General features: G+C 74.6%; 13 protein-coding genes. 3 read left to right on the plus strand and 10 right to left on the minus strand.

The window, feature by feature from the left end; genetic code table 11:
- Window positions 1-113: 113 nt before the first annotated feature.
- Both ACFV9M_RS01680 and ACFV9M_RS01685 read right to left on the minus strand, forming a co-directional pair.
- A complete protein-coding gene (locus ACFV9M_RS01680) occupies window positions 114-1,457 on the minus strand; it encodes an MFS transporter (protein ID WP_385065306.1) in 1,344 nt (447 codons plus the stop codon).
- A 129-nt stretch (window positions 1,458-1,586) separates the two neighbouring features.
- Window positions 1,587-2,876 (minus strand): glucarate dehydratase family protein, encoded by a 1,290-nt coding sequence (locus ACFV9M_RS01685; protein WP_385065057.1) that lies wholly within the window; start codon window positions 2,874-2,876, stop codon window positions 1,587-1,589.
- Between the two features lie 171 nt (window positions 2,877-3,047).
- Here ACFV9M_RS01685 and ACFV9M_RS01690 point away from each other — a divergent pair, with 171 nt between their 5' ends.
- Together ACFV9M_RS01690 and ACFV9M_RS01695 are read left to right on the plus strand one after the other, a co-directional pair.
- Window positions 3,048-3,839, plus strand: coding sequence for an IclR family transcriptional regulator (locus tag ACFV9M_RS01690; protein WP_385065060.1), 792 nt, complete (start codon window positions 3,048-3,050; stop codon window positions 3,837-3,839).
- Window positions 3,840-4,054: 215 nt separating this feature from the next.
- Window positions 4,055-5,401 carry an MFS transporter gene (locus tag ACFV9M_RS01695; RefSeq protein WP_385065062.1) on the plus strand — a complete coding sequence of 449 codons (1,347 nt, stop codon included), beginning with the start codon at window positions 4,055-4,057 and terminating at the stop codon, window positions 5,399-5,401.
- A gap of 177 nt (window positions 5,402-5,578) precedes the next feature.
- On the opposite strand, the gene ACFV9M_RS01700 is transcribed toward ACFV9M_RS01695, so the two are convergent.
- The 4 genes from ACFV9M_RS01700 to ACFV9M_RS01715 all read right to left on the minus strand — a co-directional run bounded on the left by ACFV9M_RS01700 (window position 5,579) and on the right by ACFV9M_RS01715 (window position 10,873).
- Complete coding sequence (locus ACFV9M_RS01700) at window positions 5,579-8,176, minus strand: immunoglobulin I-set domain protein (protein ID WP_385065065.1); 2,598 nt, start codon at window positions 8,174-8,176, stop codon at window positions 5,579-5,581.
- 90 nt (window positions 8,177-8,266) lie between these two features.
- Window positions 8,267-8,803, minus strand: a complete 537-nt coding sequence (locus ACFV9M_RS01705; protein ID WP_385065067.1) for a hypothetical protein — start codon at window positions 8,801-8,803, stop codon at window positions 8,267-8,269.
- A gap of 181 nt (window positions 8,804-8,984) precedes the next feature.
- Window positions 8,985-10,013, minus strand: coding sequence for an HtaA domain-containing protein (locus tag ACFV9M_RS01710; protein ID WP_385065069.1), 1,029 nt, complete (start codon window positions 10,011-10,013; stop codon window positions 8,985-8,987).
- Between the two features lie 32 nt (window positions 10,014-10,045).
- Complete coding sequence (locus tag ACFV9M_RS01715; protein ID WP_385065071.1) at window positions 10,046-10,873, minus strand: hypothetical protein; 828 nt, start codon at window positions 10,871-10,873, stop codon at window positions 10,046-10,048.
- An 83-nt stretch (window positions 10,874-10,956) separates the two neighbouring features.
- On the opposite strand from ACFV9M_RS01715, the gene ACFV9M_RS01720 reads away from it, so the two are divergent.
- Complete coding sequence (locus ACFV9M_RS01720; RefSeq protein WP_385065074.1) at window positions 10,957-12,027, plus strand: hemin ABC transporter substrate-binding protein; 1,071 nt, start codon at window positions 10,957-10,959, stop codon at window positions 12,025-12,027.
- Window positions 12,028-12,072: 45 nt separating this feature from the next.
- Here ACFV9M_RS01720 and ACFV9M_RS01725 read toward each other — a convergent pair whose 3' ends face one another.
- From ACFV9M_RS01725 to ACFV9M_RS01740, 4 genes are all read right to left on the minus strand, one after another.
- Window positions 12,073-13,062: an adenosine deaminase gene (locus ACFV9M_RS01725; protein WP_385065076.1), complete on the minus strand. Its 990-nt coding sequence runs from the start codon at window positions 13,060-13,062 to the stop codon at window positions 12,073-12,075.
- Window positions 13,063-13,082: 20 nt separating this feature from the next.
- Window positions 13,083-13,988, minus strand: a complete 906-nt coding sequence (locus ACFV9M_RS01730) for a ribonuclease Z (protein WP_385065079.1) — start codon at window positions 13,986-13,988, stop codon at window positions 13,083-13,085.
- 6 nt (window positions 13,989-13,994) lie between these two features.
- Entirely contained in the window at window positions 13,995-14,348 is a 354-nt protein-coding gene (locus ACFV9M_RS01735; RefSeq protein ID WP_385065081.1) for a histidine triad nucleotide-binding protein, read from the minus strand.
- 284 nt (window positions 14,349-14,632) lie between these two features.
- Window positions 14,633-17,857: a S41 family peptidase gene (locus ACFV9M_RS01740; RefSeq protein WP_385065084.1), complete on the minus strand. Its 3,225-nt coding sequence runs from the start codon at window positions 17,855-17,857 to the stop codon at window positions 14,633-14,635.
- Window positions 17,858-17,881 lie beyond the last annotated feature (24 nt).

A 17,881-nucleotide genomic window follows, 5' to 3' on the forward strand; every position in this document is an offset into this window, starting at 1 on the left:
CGGGGAGGGGGACCGGGAGGGGTGGGGGGCCGGCAGGGGTGGGGGGCCGGCAGGGGTGGGGGGCCGGCAGGGGTGGGGGGGCCGGCAGGGGTGGCGTCGCGGCGCGGGCCGGGTCAGCCGGCCGCGGGGCCCGGGAGCGGGGTGCGAACGGCGCCCGGGGTGGCGCCCGGCACCGGATCCGTGGCCGGGACCGGGGTCTTCGGGGCCTTCGCCGTGCGGGTGCGGACCCGGTCGTTGCGGCCGCCGCCCCGCACCAGCAGGACGCTGAGCGCGGCGAGGAAACCGACGACCGTGAGGCCGACCAGGCCGGCCCGGGTGGAGCCGGTCGTGTCCTCGATGACGCCGAAGGCGGTCGGGGCGACGAATCCGCCCAGGTTGCCGATGGAGTTGATCAGGGCGATGCCCGGTGCGGCGGCGCGGGCGTCCAGATAGCTCTGGGGGATGGTCCAGAAGATCGGGGACGCCGGTTTGAAGCCCGCGGCGGCCAGGCAGAGGGCGCCGAGGCCGGCCCACGGCGACACGAACACGGCGAGGAGGGTGCCGCAGCCGCCCAGGACGAGGAGCGTGATCAGGATCGGGCGCCGCTTGCCGATGCGGTCGGAGACCCGGCCGCTGATGTGGACCGAGGCGATCGCGCACAGCCAGGGCACCGCCGTCAGCAGGCCGACCTGGAAGGAGCTGAGTCCGCCGATGTCGTCCACGATCGACGGCAGCCAGAAGGTGACCGCGTAGAGGGCGACGTTGATGGCGAAGTAGATCCACAGGAAGAGCAGCATCTGGGGGTCGGCCGGCAGCTTCCAGCGGGAGACGCGGACCCGGGCGGTGCCGCGCGCCTCCTGCTCGGCGTCGATGACCTCGGCCAGGCCGTGCTTCTCCTCCTGGGTGAGCCAGTCGGCCGTCTCGATGCCGGAGTCGAGGAAGCGGTGGACGACGAAGCCGAGGACGACGGAGAAGACGCCCTCGGTGAAGAACATCCACTGCCAGCCGGAGTGGCCCCAGACGCCGTGCATCTCCATCAGCGCGCCGGAGACCGGTCCGACGATGACGGTCGCCGTGCCCGAGCCCATCAGGAAGATCGAGGTGGCGCGGCCCCGGTGGGAGTCGGGGAGCCAGCGGCTGAGGTAGTAGATGACGGCGGGGAAGAAGCCGGCCTCGGCGACGCCCAGCAGGAACCGCAGGGCGTAGAACATGCCCGCGCTGTCGACGAAGGCCATCGCGGTGGCGACGACACCCCAGCTGATCATGATCCGGGTGAGCCAGACCTTGGCGCCGAAGCGCTCCATCAGCATGTTGGAGGGGACTTCGAAGAGGGCGTACGCGATGAAGAAGATGCCCGCGCCGAGGCCGAACGCGGCGGCCGACAGTCCCACGTCGGCCCGCAGCTCGTCCTGGGCGAAGCCCAGGTTCACGCGGTCCATGTAGTTCGCGACGAACATCACGAAGAACAGCGGGACCACGCGGCGGAAGATCTTGCGGATCGCCGACCGCACGGCCGGCGGGTGTTCCACGGGGGCGGGTGGTGCTGGGCGTACCGCTGGCACGAGCGGCTCCGATCGTGGGCAGGGTGGTGCGGCGGAGGCGGACGATCACCAGCGGGGGACGGTGGGGGTGACCCAGGCGGGGTCGGCGACGCGCATCGCGGCCGTGTCGTCGCGCTCGCGCAGCGAGCCGTCGTCGTCGAGCCAGCGCCGGTGCAGGACCCGCAGCTTCTCGCGGTCCAGCTCGACGCCGAGACCGGGCGTGTCCGTGACGGCGACCTTGCCGCCGGTGAAGGTGAGGCGCTCGGTCAGGACGTCCTCCGACTGCCAGGGGTAGTGGGAGTCGCAGGCGTGGTGGAGGTCGGGGACGGTGGCGGCGACGTGGGTCATCGCGGCCAGGCTGATCCCCAGGTGGGTGTTGGAGTGCATGGAGACGCCGACGCCGAAGGTGCGGCAGACCGCGGCGAGCTGCTGGGTGTTGCGCAGTCCGCCCCAGTAGTGGTGGTCGGAGAGGACGACCTGCACGGCGCCCCTGGTGAACGCCTCCTGGATCTCGGCGAAGGTCGTCACGCACATGTTGGTGGCGAGCGGCACGCCGGTCTCCGCGGCGACCTCGGCCATGGCGGGGATGCCGAGCGCGGGGTCCTCCAGGTACTCCAGGACGTCGCCCAGCTCCCGCGCCACCTTCAGGGAGGTCTCCACGGACCAGGCGCCGTTGGGGTCGAGGCGCAGCGGGTGTCCGGGGAAGGCCTCGGCGAGGGCGCGGACGGCGGCGATCTCCTCCTCGGGCGGGAAGACGCCGCCCTTGAGCTTGAAGGAGGTGAACCCGTAGCGCTCGGTGAACCTGCGGGCCTGCTCGACGACGCCGGCCGGGTCGAGTGCGGGACCCCAGTCGTCCTTCTCGCAGGGCACGCCCTCGGGGTGGTCGGCCCATTTGTAGAAGAGGTACGCGCTGTACTCGACGGCGTCGCGCACCTTGCCGCCGAGCAGCGCGTGCACGGGCAGGCCGAGGGCCTTGCCGAGGGCGTCGAGGCAGGCGACCTCGAAGCCGGAGACGACGGAGAGCCGCAGCTTGTCGGCGGTCTGGACGCCGCGCAGGCCGCCCACGTCCACCTGGCCGAGGACCCGGGACCGGTCGACGGCCAGCTCGTCGGCGACGGTGAACAGGCCGTTGAGGTCGCTGACCTCGCGCCCCTTCAGCCTCTCGGCGAACGGCCGGGCCAGCTCCAGGTACTTGCTGTCGCCGTACGTCTCGCCGACGCCGGTGACGCCGTCGGCCGTCTCCACCTCCACGATCAGTCGGGGGGTGTACGGCTGGTGCACGCCCTGGGTGTTGAGCAGCGGCGGGTCGGCGACGAGGATCGGCGTGAGGCGGACGTCGGTGACGGTGAGGTTCACAGGTCGGCTCCTCCGAGGGCGAGTCCGGTGGCGAGCGGGTTCTTCGGGTCGGCGAGGTCGGCGGCCGATCACTCATCTCCCTATGTAGACGTCATCCACGTATGGAGATGGAGGTTAGGTAGGCGCACCGCACCCGTCAATGGGCCGAAGTGATCGGATTACGATCGGCGCATGTCGGAGACGGTAGGCGGGGGCGGCGTCCGCGAGGTGAAGTCGGCCGCGCGCACGGTCGAGCTGCTGGAACTGCTCGCGGCGCGGGGCGACCGCCCGGCACGGCTCCAGGAACTGGCGGACGAGCTGGGCGTGCCGCGCAGCTCGATGTACGCCGTGCTGCAGACCCTGATCGGCCGGGGCTGGGTACGGACGGACGCCACCGGCTCGCTCTACGGCATCGGCATCCACGCCCTGCTGACCGGCACCAGCTACCTCGACTCCGACACTCGGGTCCGGCTGGTACGACCGTACCTCGACGAGGCGTCCGAGGCACTGGGCGAGACGCTCCACCTGGGGCGGCTGGACGGGCGGGACGTGGCGTACCTGGCGACGCGCGAGTCGCACGCATACCTGCGCACCATCAGCCGCGTCGGCCGGCGGCTGCCCGCCCACGTGGGCGCCCTCGGCAAGGCGCTGCTGGCCGAACGCCCCGACGGGGAGCTGCCCGACGGCCCGTACGAGGCGCTGACCCCGCACTCGCACACCAGCCGCGCCTCACTGGCGGCCGACCTCGCACAGATCCGGGCGCGCGGCTACGCGGTGGACCGCGAGGAGGGCGTCCCCGGCATCGTCGGCTTCGGGTTCGCGCTGCGCTACGAGGTGCCCGCCCAGGACGCGGTCAGCTGCTCGGTGCCGGTGGCCCGGCTGACGCCGGAGCACGAGGAGCGGATCGTCGCGGTGATGCGGGAGATCCGGGCGCGGATCGAGGCCGCGGCGCCGGGGGCGGGCGGGGCCGTCAACTGGCGTTAGCCGCCGCGTCTACCCGCCCTGCCGCACCACAAACCGACAAGTGATCCAGATCATAGGACCCGCGCTTCTGCTCGCACTGCGTGCTTGATACAAATTTCCCGCGCGTTCCTGTCCGTCGACGGTCGGCGCCCTCCCCCTTTTCTTTTCTCGTCTTTTCTCGTCTTTTCTCGAGCTTCTTCTCTCGAGTCGCTCCTTTCGCACGCCCTGGAACGCCCGTGTTCTCCCCCCGCACCACTCCCTGGCCCCTCGTCGCCCTGTTCACGGCCGGGTACCTCGCTCCCTATCTGCTGCCCACGGTCGTGGGCCGGCTGGACGCCGGGCTGCCGCTGTCCGCCACGCAGGCCGGTGCCGTCGGCAGCGCGCTGCTGCTCGGTTCGGCCTCCGCCGGCTTCGCCCTGGCCTCCCGCGTCGAACGGATCGGGGCGCGGACCCTGGCCCGGGCCGGACTGGCGCTCGCCGTCCTCGGATACGGCGGGGCCGCGCTCGCCGGGAGCGTCCCGGCCGTCGTCGCGGGCGCCGTCCTCGGCGGCTTCGGCTCCGGTACGGCCACCACGGTCGCCGCCACCCGGATCGCCGCCCAGCCCGACCCGCACCGCGCCTCCTCGCTCGGCCTGCTGGCCGTCTCCGCGCTCGCGGGCGCCGTCTATCTGACGGTCCCGCACCTCGGCGGGGGCCACGGGCAGCCGCTGGCCGCGATCGCGCTCACCGCGCTCGCGGTGTGGCCGCTGACCGGACGGCTCCCGCGGGCCACGGCCACCGCCCCCGCCCGGCCCGGCACCGCCGACGCCCGCCGTCTGCCCCACCCGCGCTCCGGGCTGGTCCTGGTCGCGGCCATGCCCTGCTGGTCCCTCGTGCAGAACTCCCTGTGGGGCGTCAGCGGGCGGATCGGCCTGACCCAGGCCCACCTCGGCGAGGCCACCGTGGGCGCCGTGTTCGCCGTGGCGCTCGGGGCCGGGCTGCTGGGCGTCCTCGGCGCGGGCGCGCTGGGGCCCCGGCTGGGGCGGGCGGTGCCCATCGGCGGCGGGACCGTGCTGATCGCCGGGTGCGTCGCGGTGAGCGCGTCGGCGACGGGGCTGGCGACCTTCGCCGCCGGCGAGATCGCCTGGAACGCGCTCTACCCCGTTGTCCTGTCGTACCTCATCGGCCTGGCCGCCTCACTCGACCCGCGGGGGCGCTGGGCGGTGCTGGCCGGCTCGGCCGCCTCCCTGGGAACGGCGGCGGGCCCGCTCACCGGCAGCCTGCTGTCGGCCCGCGCCGGATTCCCGGTGATGGGGCTCGTGCTGGGCGCGGGACTGCTGGTCGTGGCCGTACCGCTGACCGCCGTCGCCCTGCACACCGGCGGCCGCCCCCTCCTGCCGGGCACGGTCCGCCGCCGGGGCGGCACCCCGGCCGCCGTGGTCGCCGCGTCCACCGGCACCCCCCAGGGCCCGGTCCCCCAGATCGGCGCCCCCGAGCAGCAGATCGTCGACATCCCGGTACCCGCCCCGGCCCAGCCCGCCCGCGACGCCTACGACACGGCCGGCCCACGCCGGGCCGGGGGCGGGCCGGGGCCCGGAACCTGAGCGGCGTTCCCGGCCGACGGCAGGGAGAGCGGGCCGAGAGCGGCCCGGCACCGGAACCTGAGCGGCGTTCCCGGCCGACGGCAGGGAGAGCGGGCCGGGGGCGGCCCGGCACCGGCCGCACCGGCCGCACGGGCGGAACGCCCGCGCACCCGGCCGGCCGGGCAGCGGCGGTCGGGGTCAGTCGCTCCCGTGGGGTGCCCGGGCGCGGCGGCGGAGGTACCAGCCCGCCGTCGTGAGCAGGGCCGCCGCGGCGGCCGCCGTACCGATCGTGGCGCCGGTCGAGGCGAGGCTGCCGCCGGTGGCGGCCGTCGCGGCCGTGCCGCCCGTCGTGCCGGTGCCGCCGGAGGCGGCCGTGCCGCCGGACGTCGACCCGGTTGCGCCGGACGAGCCGCCGGAGGTGCCGGCGGACGTACCGGCCGACGTGCCGCCGGTGCTCGTGTCGTCGTCCGTGTCCACCGGGTCCTGGCCGACGAAGGCGACCGGGACCTTCACGTCCTGGGAGCGGTCGCCGGAGAGGGTGTGGTCGGCCCGGGTGGCCAGGACGCACTTCGCCTCGAAGCAGTCCGTGTACTCGTCCGCGGCGTCGACGGTCAGCTCGACCGAGAAGGTGCCGCCGGTGCCGTACGGGGTCGCCAGGTCCTCGCCGTAGTCCGGCGGGTCGGAGGAGATCCACGCCGAGCTGTGCGAGCCGCCGGTCATGTCGACGCCGCCGATGCAGGGCGTGGGCAGTTCGCCGTCGCCGTTGTCGACGCAGAGGGCGACGTAGATGCCCTTCTCCATGTCGTAGCCGGAGCCGGTGACCTTGAGGACCTGGTCCTCGGTGGCGAGGCCGTTCACCGGGGTGACCGTGAGCTTCTGGCCGTCGGCTCCGGTGACGGTCCTGGTGCCGGACGGCTCGGTGGCCTCGCCGTCGCCGCCGGTGCCGCCGCCGGTGCCGCCGGTGTCCGTGACGGTCAGGGTGATCGGCGCGGTGCGGGTGGTGCCCGCGGTGTTCTCGAACTCGGCGCGGTAGGCGTAACCGTCGTGCGCCGCCTTCGCGGTGAAGGAGTACGCGTTCTTCGTCGCGCCCTCGATCGTGGACCAGGTCTGGCCGCCGTCCGGGCTGACCTGCCAGCTCACGGTCGGCGCGGGGGTGCCCTCGGCCGCCGCGACGAACGTGACCTCGTCGCCGGGGGCGGCGGTCCGGTCGGTGGGGGCCTGGGTGACCTCGGGGGACATCCGCAGGTCGTACCTGAGGACCTTGCTCTCGGCCGCCCGGGTGAGGTAGACGGACGTGGCGCCGGGGGTGACGGCGACGCCGGCGTAGGTGCCCACCCTGACACTGCCCGGCAGCGGGACCGCGTCGGCGGCCGGCCGGAAGGTCGCGCTGTCGAGGATCTCGAGCGATCCGGTGTCGTCGGTGGTGCCGTCGGAGACGTCCTCGCGCAGCACGAAGGCCCGCCCGGTGGTCCGGTCGAAGGCCGCCGCCATGGCGCGGTCCTCGCCCGTCAGGGTGGCCAGCGGCTCGGCGTTCCGGTCGAAGACGAGCACGGAGGTCCCGTTGCCCACCCAGACGTTGCCGGTCGCCGGGTCCGGCTCGACGAAGGTGAGGACGTCGACGGTGAGCTCGGCCGTGGCGGTGACCTCGAAGGTGGTGGTGTCGACGCGGCGCAGCACCGGCTCGCCCCCGTCGGTGCCGACGGACCACGCGGCGCCGTGGGCGGCGTCCACGCCGAGTTCGCCGCCGCCCTCCAGGGTGACCGTGTCCTCGACGGTGCCGGTGGCGAGGTCGACGCGGCGCAGCTCGGGGCCCGCCGCGATCAGGACGGTGGAGGTGTCGGCGTCCTGGCCGACGCCGGTGTACGACGCGCCGTTGGCCCAGATGCCCTGCGCCGTCGCGTCGCCGGGCCTGGCGGTGCCGATGCCGCGCAGCGGGTAGTGGAAGACCACGCCGTCGCCCGGAAGCGGGGCGACGATCCGGCGGACCACGCGGGCCGCCATCGCGCCGTTCGCGCCGGGGGCCTGGGCGATGTGGCCGAGGGCCGTGCCGTTCGCGGCGTCCAGGACGTACAGGCCCTGCTCGGCCACGTCGGAGGTGTCGGGGATGTTGTCCGCGCCGACGTACAGCTTCCCCGAGTCGGGGTGCAGCAGGAGGTCCAGCGGGCGGCCGGCGTTCGTGGTGGCGAACTCCTTCCCGCCCGCCTCCACATAGCTGACGGTGCCCGGCGGGACGTCCACGCCGTCGCCGCCGCCGTCGCCGGGTTCCTGGCCCTGGAAGGCGAGGGGGACGCGGACGTCCTGGGAGCGGTCGCCGGCAGCGTTGTGGTCGACGCGGGTGACGACCGAGCAGGCGACCTGGAGGCAGTCGAGGCCGCCGTCCTTCGCCTTGACGTCCAGCTCGACGTCGAAGGTGCCGCCCGCGCCCCAGCGGACGGCGACCGTGCCCGCACCCTCGTCGGAGGCGTCCGCGGGGATGATCCACGCCGAGGAGCCGCTGGTCCCGCTCTGGTCGGCGCCGCCGAGGCAGGGGGTGGGGACGCGGCCGTCGCCGTTGTCCTTGCAGACGGCGACGTAGATGCCCTTGGTGTCGTCGTAGCCGGAGCCGGTGACGCGGAGCTGCTCGCCGTCGGGGTCGAGGTTCGCGGACGCGGACACGGTGAGCCTCTGGCCGTTCGCGCCGAGGGCGGTCCTCGGGGTGTCGGAGGCCCGGGCGGCCGTGCCGGTGGTGACGGCGGTCGCCGCGGCGGCCACGAGCGCGGCGGCGCCGAGGAGCGCCGCCGGGCGTCTGTGCTGCATGGGAGTGTTCCTCACTGGTCGAGTGCCGCCGGACGCCGTGGGCCGGGCCCCGGCGTGCGGGGCCCGGCCTGACGGTCGGTCAACCGGCGCTCACTGGAAGGTGATCGGGACGTGGACGTCGTACTTGCGGTCGCCGCTGTCGAAGTGGTCCGCGCGGGTGACGACGGCGCACTCGACGTCCTGGCCGCAGACGCTGCCGTCGTCGAGGGTGGCCTTGACGTAGATGTTCACGTCGAAGGTGCCGCCGGTGCCGAACTTGGAGCTGTTGGCGAACAGCCCGCCGAAGACGTTGTTGACCCAGTGCGAGGCGCCGGTCGAGCCGTTCTCGTCCTGGCCGCCGAGGCACGGGGTCGGCTTGTTCACGCCGGGCGCTCCGTCGACCACGCACAGGCCGACGTAGATGCCCTGGCTCGGGTTGAAGCCGGAGCCGGTGACGTTGATGACCTGGCCGGCCGCGGAGGCCGTGCCCGGGGCGGTCACCGACAGGTTGTAGGTGGTGCCGCCGTCGACGATCGTGCGGGTCGAGGTGGCGGCGGAGGCGGAGGTCGCCAGACCCAGGGTGAGCGCGGCGGAGGCGGCCACGGCGAGGCCGGCACGGGCGGCGGTACGGGCGGTGGGGACTCTCATGGCGGGAACCTCTCCATCGGGAATGGAACTTAGGTAAGGCAAACCTAAATACGATCTGGCGGCAGTTGTCAACGGATCGCAAAAAACACCGCTCGACCTGCGGGAACGCAATATCCAGGCATGCCGAGGAGCGGACCGGCGGTCCGCTCCTGTTTGCCTGCACAAAGGGTCGACACGGCCGTCAGCGCGGCGCTTGGACCTCGAACCGGGCGCTCACGACGGCCCGCTCACCGCTCACGGCCGTCAGCTCCACCGTGTGCTCGCCCGGGAAGGCGCCGGCGTACACGGGGAAGGTCCGGCTGATCCCGCCCTCGGCGTCGGCGACCGCCTGGTAGCGCGTGTCGCCGTCGATCGTGACGAGGACCACCGCGCCGGGCGCGAACCCCGTGCCCGTGACGGTCTGTTCGCCGCCCGCGGCGAGCGCGGCGCGCGCCACGGCGGCGGCGGGCCCAGCGGGTTTCTCCTGCCCGGCGGGCCGCGGTGCCCCCGAGCCCGGGGCCGCCTGCGCGGACCCGCCGGCCGTCGCGCCGGAGGCGGTGCCGGCCGCCGTACCGGAGGCGGTGCCGGACGTGGTGCCGGACGTGGTGCCGGACGTGGTGCCGGACGTGGTGCCGGACGTGGTGCCGGAGGCGGTGCCGACCGTCACGTCGAACGCGCCGAGCGCGTCCCCCGCCGCGAACGGGCTCCCGCTCCAGGCGGACAGCAGCGCGGCCCCCTCCTCGGTGAGCGCGGCCCGCAGGCCGGTCCAGGTCACGCCGGCCGCCCGTACGGCGGGCCCGGCGCCGGAGGCGGCCACCTCGGCCAGTTCCAGCTCCCGCGCCCGCCCGTCGACGACCGCACGGGCGTACAGCGCGCCCTCGCCGCCGGCCAGTTCCAGGCGCAGTCCGGCGAGGACGAGCGGGCGGTCCGCGGGTCCGCCGAGACGCGCCGCGCCGCCCAGTTCCACGTCGGCAGAGCCGCCTTCGGCCGCGACGGTGCCGTCCACGGCCGGGAACCGGGCCTGCCCGGCCGTCCCGGAGGCGGGCGCGGTGACCTCCAGCGAGACGCCCCGCCCGGCCAGGTCCCCTTCGGACGCCGACCAGTTCGCATACCCGCCGGACACCTCACGGGACTCCCCCGCGGCCCGGCCCTGAGCCACCGCCGCCCCCGGACAGCCCAGCGCGAACAGGGCGCCGGCCGCCAGAACGACGGCACCGGGTCTCTTCACCATCTTCGTTTCCCCCTACGGGACATGAGATCGCGTCAGTTCGTGCGGGAGTGGGCGGTGCGCCGCCGGCGGGCCCAGAGCCGGCTCCCGGCGCCGGCCGCGACCAGCGCGGCCGCGGTGAGCCCGAGGGGCACCGCGAGGCCGGATCCGGTACTGGCCATGGAGCCGCCGGAGGCCTTGGCCGTGCCGCCGTCACCGGACCCGCCGGTCGCGCCCGCCGCGGACGTCGCGCCCGCGCCCGGCGTCGCCGCCGAGGAGCCGGAGCCCGCACCGGACCCGGACCCGGACCCGGAGCCGGACCCCGAGCCGCTCTGCGCGCCGCCCGCGGCGGCGAACGTCACGGGGATGCGGACCGTCTGGCTCTGGTCCCCGCCCCGGGTGTGGTCGTTGCGCGTGATGACGGCGCAGGTGACCCCGGCGGCGGTGCAGTCGGTGTTGGCGTCCTCGGCGCGCACCTTGATCCGCACGCTGAAGGTGCCCTTGTGCGCGCTGCCGCCGTAGGGCTTCGCCAGGCCCTCGCCGTAGGAGGGCGGGTCGGAGGAGATCCAGACGGAGGCGCCGGACTCGCCGGACATGTCGACCCCGCCGACGCAGGGCGTGGGTGTCCTCCCGGCGCCGTTGTCGACACAGAAGGCGACGTAGATGCCCTTCTCGGTGTTGTAACCGGAGCCGGTCACGGTGACCGTCTCGCCCGCCGGGTCGAGTCCGGACGAGCGGGACACGGTGAGTTTCTGCCCCTCCGGCCCCGTCGCCGACGCGCCCGCGGCCCGGGCCGGTGAGGCCGTGAGCAGCAGGGCGGACGCCGAGGCGACCGCGAGGAAACAGCCAACTCCGTGGCCGCGCAGGCCACTTGCCGATGTCATGGCACACCCCCACCACCAGATACTAAGGGAAGGCTAACCTAAACTATCCGCTGACTGTGTGCCAGATGAGGGAAGGGAAGATCATGCGCGCATCCCGGAGAGAGCCGTCCGGCAGACGCCCCGCACGAGGCCGCCTCGCCGCTCTCGGACTGGCCCTCGCGCTGCTGACCGGCGCGTGCGCGGGCGGCACCACGGGGACCGGCGGCAGCGCCTCGCAGGCGTCACCGGCGTCCGCGGGCGCGCGGGCCACCGCGGCCGCGGAACAGCTCGCGAAGAACACGGTCGTCCCGCTCGACGGCGCGCCGCCGACACCGGAGCTGCCGGTCACCGTCGACTCCTCCGACGGCCGCCGGGTCACCGTCTCCGACGTCTCGCGCATCCTCCCCCTCAACGGGGGCGTGGCGGAGATCGTGTTCACGCTCGGGCTCGGCGACCGGGTCGTCGGCCGGGACATCACGGCGACCTTCAAGGAGGCGAAGAAGCTCCCCCAGGTCACCAAGGCGCACGACGTGAGCGCGGAGAGCGTGCTGTCGCTGCGGCCGACGGTCGTGCTCGCCGACACCGACACCGGACCGAAGGAGGCCGTGCGGCAGATCCGGGACGCCGGGATCCCGGTCGTCGTCCTCGACCCGGCGACGAAGCTCTCCGACGTCACCACCCGCACCACCCGGATCGCCGAGGCCCTCGGCGTGCCGGAGGCGGGCCGGGCGCTCGACCGGCGGATGAGCGACGACCTGGCGGCGGCCCGCGCGGCCGTGCCGGAGGGCAGCCGGCCCAAGGTCGCGTTCCTGTACATGCGCGGCAGCGCGGCCGTCTACCTCATCGGCGGCAAGGGCTCCGGCGCCGACTCCCTGCTCGCGGCGGCCGGCGCGGTGGACGCGGGCACGGCGGCGGGCCTGGACAAGCCGTTCACCCCGATCACCACCGAGGCGCTGGCCCAGGCGCAGCCCGACGTCATCCTGATGATGACCAAGGGCCTGGAGTCGGTCGGCGGCATCGACGGCCTCCTGCGGATCCCGGGCATCGCCCAGACCCCGGCCGGCCTGAACCGCCGGGTCGTCGACATGGAGGACGGCGTGCTCCTCGGCTTCGGCCCGCGCACGCCGCTCGTCATCGACATCCTGGTGGACCGGATCCACCAGGGGATCGGCTAGAAGACCCGTCGACCAGAGGACGTATCGGCCGGGAAGAAGTACCGGCTAGAAGACGTAGGCGTCCACCTCGGCCAGGTAGCGTGCCCGCCGCTCCTCGTCGTCCTCCAGGAAGGAGGCGGTGAAGGAGTTGCGGGCGAGTTCGCGCAACCGGTCCTCGCCCAGGCCCAGGGTGCGCCGTACGGCGTCGAAGTTGTCGCCCGCGTAGCCGCCGAAGTAGGCCGGGTCGTCGGAGTTCACCGTGCACAGCAGCCCGGCGTCGAGCATCGCCGGCAGCGGGTGGTCGGCGAGGGTGTCGACGGTGCGCAGCCGGACGTTGGACAGCGGGCACAGCGTCAGCGGGATCCGCTCCCGCACCAGCCGCTCCACCAGCGCCGGGTCCTCCATGCACCGCAGCCCGTGGTCGACGCGCTCCACGCCGAGCACGTCGAGGGCCTCGGTGATGTACTCCGGCGGCCCCTCCTCACCCGCGTGCGCCACCCGCCGCAGGCCCAGCGCCGCGGCGGCCTCGTACACCTCGCGGAACTTCACCGGCGGGTGCCCGACCTCGGCGGAGTCCAGGCCGACGCCGGTGATCCGGTCCAGGAACGGCCGGGCCGCCTCCAGCGTCCGGAGCGCCGACTCGGCGGACTCGTCGCGCAGGAAGCACAGGATCAGCCGGGTGGAGACGCCGTGCCGCTCCTCGCTGCGGCCGAGCGCCCGCCACAGCCCCTCGACCACGGTGCCCATCCCCACGCCCCGGGAGAGGTGGGCCTGCGGGTCGAAGAAGATCTCGGCGTGCCGCACGCCCTGCGCGGCGGCCCGGGCGAGGTAGGCGTCGGCCAGGTCCTCGAAGTCCCGCTCGGTGCGCAGGACCGCCATCAGCTCGTAGTACAGGTTCAGGAAGGACTGGAGGTCCTCGAACCGGTACGCCTCGCGGAGCTCGTCCGTGTCGGCGTACGGCAGGGCGACGCCGTTGCGGGCCGCGAGCGCGAACGCCAGCTCCGGCTCCAGGGTGCCTTCGATATGCAGGTGCAGTTCAGCTTTGGGGAGGGGCATCAAAGCATCGTACGGGGATTTCACCGCCGTTTCGGAACCGGCACCCGGAGGAGGTCGTGCGCCACCGTCAGCTGGCCCTCGAAGCCGGCCGCCCGCGCCTGCCGCTCGAACGCCTCGGGATCGGAGTAGCGCTGGCTGAAGTGGGTGAGCACGAGATGCCGTACGCCGGCGTCCCGCGCGACCCCCGCCGCCTGGCCGGCCGTCAGGTGGCCGTGCTCGATGGCGAGTTCCCTGTCCTCGTCCAGGAAGGTCGACTCGATGACGAGCATGTCGCAGCCGTCGGCGAGCGCGTGCACCCCGTCACACATACGCGTGTCCATGACGAACGCGAAGCGCTGTCCGCGGCGCACCTCGCTGACGTCCTCCAGCCGCACCCCGCCGATCGCGCCCTCCCGCTGGATCCGGCCGACGTCCGGGCCCTTGACGCCGTGCGCGGCGAGCAGGTCGGGCAGCATACGGCGGCCGTCGGGCTCGACGAGCCGGTAGCCGTACGACTCGACGGGGTGGGAGAGCCTGCGGGCCTCCAGGGTGTAGGCGTCCGTGACGGCGAGGGGCCCGTCCGTGTCGACGGGCGCCTCGGTGACGCCGACCGTCTCGCGGTAGGCGGTCGCGTACCGCAGCCGGTCGAAGAAGCGCTGGCCGGAGCGGGGGTAGTGCGCGGTGACCGGGTGCGGCACCTTGTCGAGGTTGACGCGCTGGATGACGCCGGCCAGGCCGAGGCAGTGGTCGCCGTGGAAGTGCGTGACGCAGATCCGGTTCAGGTCGTGGGCGGCCACCCCGGCGCGCAGCATCTGGCGCTGGGTGCCCTCGCCGGGATCGAAGAGGAGGCCCTCGCCGTCCCAGCGCAGCAGGTAGCCGTTGTGGTTGCGGTGCCGGGTCGGGACCTGGCTGGCGGTACCGAGGACCACCAGTTCACGGACGGACACGGGGGCCTATCCGGGAGGCCAGTGCAGGCCCCGGCCGCCGAGGACGTGCGCGTGGGCGTGCCAGACGGTCTGCCCGGCGCCGCTGCCGGTGTTGAAGACGACGCGGTAGCTCTCCAGGTTCTCCTGGTCGGCGACCGCCTGCGTCTCGCGCAGGACGTCCGCGGCGAGCTGCGGCGCCTCGGCGGCGAGGGCGGCGGCGTCCTTGTGGTGCGCCTTGGGGATGACCAGGACGTGGGTGGGCGCCTGCGGGTTGATGTCCCGGAAGGCGAGGGTCGTCTCGGTCTCGCGCACGATCGTCGCCGGGACGTGCTTCTCGACGATCTTGCAGAACAGGCAGTCGTCCTGCGGCTCACCTGACATGCGGCCTCCTCCGGGCGGTGATCGCGTACGGGGGCATGCTATCGCCGTCGCCCGCGGGGCAGCGGCGTCGGCTGCGCGCCGGGCGCACGCCGGGGTTGTGGGGGCCGGGCGCGCAGTTCCCCGCGCCCCTTTCACGGCGTGCACCCACCCTGGGCGAGCGGTTGACTCCCGCACCCCTCGCCCCGGCGGGCGGGCGGCCGTCGCACGCTGCGGGCCGTGCGGGGCCGGGCGCGCAGTTCCCCGCGCCCCTTCGGGGCGTGGGGTTGACGCGTGCTTGCGGGGGCTCACGGCAGTGTGGGGGGTGCTTTCGCCGGGGTCTGTTCCAGGGCGGCCAGTGCCAGGCGGATCGCCTCGTCGAGTTGGGGGTCGCGGCCCGCCGCGTGGTCCTGCGGGCGGATCACCACCTCCACGTCGGGGTCGACGCCGTGGTTCTCCACGCCCCACCCCTGGCCCTCCAGCCAGATCGCGTACTTGGGCTGGGTGACCAGTGTGCCGTCCACCAGGCGGTAGCGGCTGTCGATGCCGACGGTGCCGCCCCAGGTCCGCGTCCCGACCACCGGCCCGATCCCGAGCGCCTTGACCGCCGCGTTGACGATGTCCCCGTCGGAGCCGGAGAACTCGTCGGCGACGGCGACGACGGGCCCCCGGGGCGCGTCCTCGGGGTAGCTGGACGGCCGCATCCCGCGCGGCACGTCCCAGCCGACGATGCGCCGGGCCAGCTTCTCCACGACCAGCTGGGAGGTGTGCCCGCCCCGGTTCTCCCGCACGTCGACGACGAGTCCCTCGCGGGCCACCTCGACGCGCAGGTCGCGGTGGATCTGCGCCCAGCCGGGCGCCTGCATGTCGGGCACGTGGAGGTAGCCGAGCCGCCCGCCGGACTTCTCGTGCACGTACGCCCGGCGGTCCGCGACCCAGGCGTGGTAGCGCAGCGGCTCCTCGTCGTCGACCGGGACGACGACGGCGTGCCGCGGCTCGCCCCCGCCCGACGGCGAGATCGTCAGCTCGACGACCCGGCCCGCCGTACCGACGAGCAGCGGCCCGGGCCCGGTGACCGGGTCCACCGGATGCCCGGCGACGGCGACGATCGCGTCACCGGCGCGCACGGCGACACCGGGCGCGGCCAGCGGGGAGCGGGCCTCGGGGTCGGAGGTCTCCGCGGGCAGGACGCGGTCGATGCGCCAGCCGCCGTCCTCGTGGCGGGAGATGTCGGCGCCGAGCAGGCCCTGGCGGGCGCCGCGGCCGCGGCCGCCGTTCGGGACGACGTAGGCGTGCGAGGTGCCGAGTTCACCGTGCACCTCCCACAGCAGGTCGACCAGGTCGTCGTGGGTGGCGATCCGGTCCAGGACGGGCCGGTAGCGGTCCAGGACGCCGTCCCAGTCGACGCCGCCGAGGTCGGGCCGCCAGAAGTTGTCCCGCATGACGCGGCCGGTCTCGTCGTACATCTGCCGCCACTCGGCGGCCGGGTCGACCGTCTGGCGGACGCGGCCGAGGTCGACGGTGATGTTGGTGTCGCTGTCCTCGTCCCCGGAGGCGCGCCGGTCGGCGGGAACGACCTTGAGCTTGCCGTCGGACCACAGCAGGAGCCGTTTGCCGTCGCCGCTGACCTCGAAGCCGTCGACGTCGGCGGCGAGGTGTTCCAGGCGGTGCTGGGCGAGGTCGTAGCGCTCCAGCTCGGTGTGCGGGTCGGGGGCGTCGGGCGTGGCGCGGGAGGCGCCGAGGACTCCGCGCACCGGATGGCGCAGCCACAGCACGCCGTCCTTCGCGGCGCGCAGCCCGGAGCAGCGGCCCGCCTCCACGGGGAACGGGATGATCCGGTCGGCGAGCCCCTCGAGGTCGACGCGGGTCGCCGGGGTGCCCTCGCTGTCGGGGGTCTCGTCCTTGTCGGACGTCTCGAAGGGGCGGCCGTGCCGCTGCGGGCCGAACGGCGAGGGCGTGGTGGCGGCCAGGGTGATCAGGTGCGGCCGGGCGCCGGCGACGAAGGAGAGGTCGAAGGCGTGCTGGTCGTAGACCGGGTCGAAGGCGCGCGTGGACAGGAACGCCAGGTGCTTGCCGTCGAGGGTGAAGGCGGGCGCGTAGTCGCGGAAGCGCAGCGGGGTCGCCTCGGTGACCGACAGGTCGGTGGTGTGGGCGAGCTTGATCTGGCTGAGCGGGCGCGGGCCGGGGTGCGACCAGGCCAGCCAGCCGGAGTCGGGGGAGAAGGCCAGGTCGCCGACGTCACCGTCCTCGCTGCGGTCGACCTCGCGGACCTCGCCGGTCTCCCGCTCGACGAGCAGCAGCCGCCCGTCGTGCGCGGCGACGGCGGCACGGCTGCCGTCCGGGGCCATGGCCAGCTCCAGGACCCGGCCGAGGCGTCCCGCGGCCAGCCGGCGCGGCGCCGCCCCCGCGGCCGGCCCGGTGGCCGGGGCGAACTCCAGGGCGTCCTCGCCCTCGGCGTCCGTCACCCACACCACCCACTCCTCGCCGTCCGCGCGGAAGGTCCGCGGCAGCCGGGCCCGCACCCCGGGTTCGGCGGCGAGCGCGCGGGCGGGACCGGAGCGGTGGGTGACCCAGTGGACGGCGCCGCGCACCTCGACGGCGCTGCCGCGCCCGGTGTGGTCGGGTACGGCGGAACCCAGCCAGCGGGCGGCGCTCACCGGGTACGGCCGCCGGTCGGTGCGCTGCCCGCCGAGCCGCACGTCGAGCCGGCGCGGCTCGGCACCGTCCAGGTCGTCGAGGATCCACAGCTCGCCGGCGCGGACGTACACGACGCGCCGGCCGTCGCCGGCGGCCTGCCGGGCGTAGAAGCCGTCGAGGGGTGTGTGCCGCCGCAGGTCCGATCCGTCGGCGAGGGAGGAGTACAGCGCCCCGGTGCCCTCGTGGTCGGAGAGGAACGCGATCCGCTCCCCCACCCAGACCGGGTGCTCGATGTTCCCGTCGAGGTCGTCGTGCAGCCGTACGAACTCGCCGGCGCCCTCCCCGTCGCGGGCGTCCCGCTCGATCCGCTCGATCCACAACTTGCCCGCCGTACCGCCCCGGTAGCGCTTCCAGTGGGCGGCCTCGCGGCCCATGGACACGGACTGCAGCACGGTGTGCGGGCCGTAGGCGACGGCGCCGACGGGCCCGTACGGCAGGGTGGTCGCCGGTCCGCCGTCGAGCGGGACGGCGCGCGCCCAGGTGCGGCGCAGGCTCGCCCGGTCGTGGGCGCTGAGCGCGAGGACATGGCCGTCGGGGGTCCAGCCGCGCACCTGGGTGCGCCAACTCCCCCAGTACGTCAGCCGGGTGGCGGGGCCGCCGTCCACCGGCGCGACGTGCACCTCGGGGGCGCCGTCGCGGGTGGAGGTCCAGGCGACGGTGGTGCCGTCGGGCGAGATGCGGGGCAGGGAGACCGGCACGTTGTCGGCGCTGACGCGCCAGGCGCGCCCGCCGTCGAGGGGCGCGAGCCACACGTCGTCCTCGGCGGTGAAGACCACCGACTCGCCGTGCAGGTGCGGGAAACGGAAGTACGCAGCAGGCGTCGCGGACTGTGTCACCCGATCACTCTAGGCAAGGGCGCG

It is taken from the genome of Streptomyces sp. NPDC059895, from assembly GCF_042731035.1.
Lineage (GTDB): Bacteria > Actinomycetota > Actinomycetes > Streptomycetales > Streptomycetaceae > Streptomyces.

Coding starts and splice junctions, on each gene's coding strand:
- ACFV9M_RS01710 (WP_385065069.1), bottom strand. CDS start 10,013: ATGGTGAAGAGACCCGGTGCCGTCGTTCTGGCGGCCGGCGCCCTGTTC.
- ACFV9M_RS01715 (WP_385065071.1), bottom strand. CDS start 10,873: ATGACATCGGCAAGTGGCCTGCGCGGCCACGGAGTTGGCTGTTTCCTC.
- ACFV9M_RS01690 (WP_385065060.1), top strand. CDS start 3,048: ATGTCGGAGACGGTAGGCGGGGGCGGCGTCCGCGAGGTGAAGTCGGCC.
- ACFV9M_RS01735 (WP_385065081.1), bottom strand. CDS start 14,348: ATGTCAGGTGAGCCGCAGGACGACTGCCTGTTCTGCAAGATCGTCGAG.
- ACFV9M_RS01700 (WP_385065065.1), bottom strand. CDS start 8,176: ATGCAGCACAGACGCCCGGCGGCGCTCCTCGGCGCCGCCGCGCTCGTG.
- ACFV9M_RS01705 (WP_385065067.1), bottom strand. CDS start 8,803: ATGAGAGTCCCCACCGCCCGTACCGCCGCCCGTGCCGGCCTCGCCGTG.
- ACFV9M_RS01725 (WP_385065076.1), bottom strand. CDS start 13,062: ATGCCCCTCCCCAAAGCTGAACTGCACCTGCATATCGAAGGCACCCTG.
- ACFV9M_RS01720 (WP_385065074.1), top strand. CDS start 10,957: ATGCGCGCATCCCGGAGAGAGCCGTCCGGCAGACGCCCCGCACGAGGC.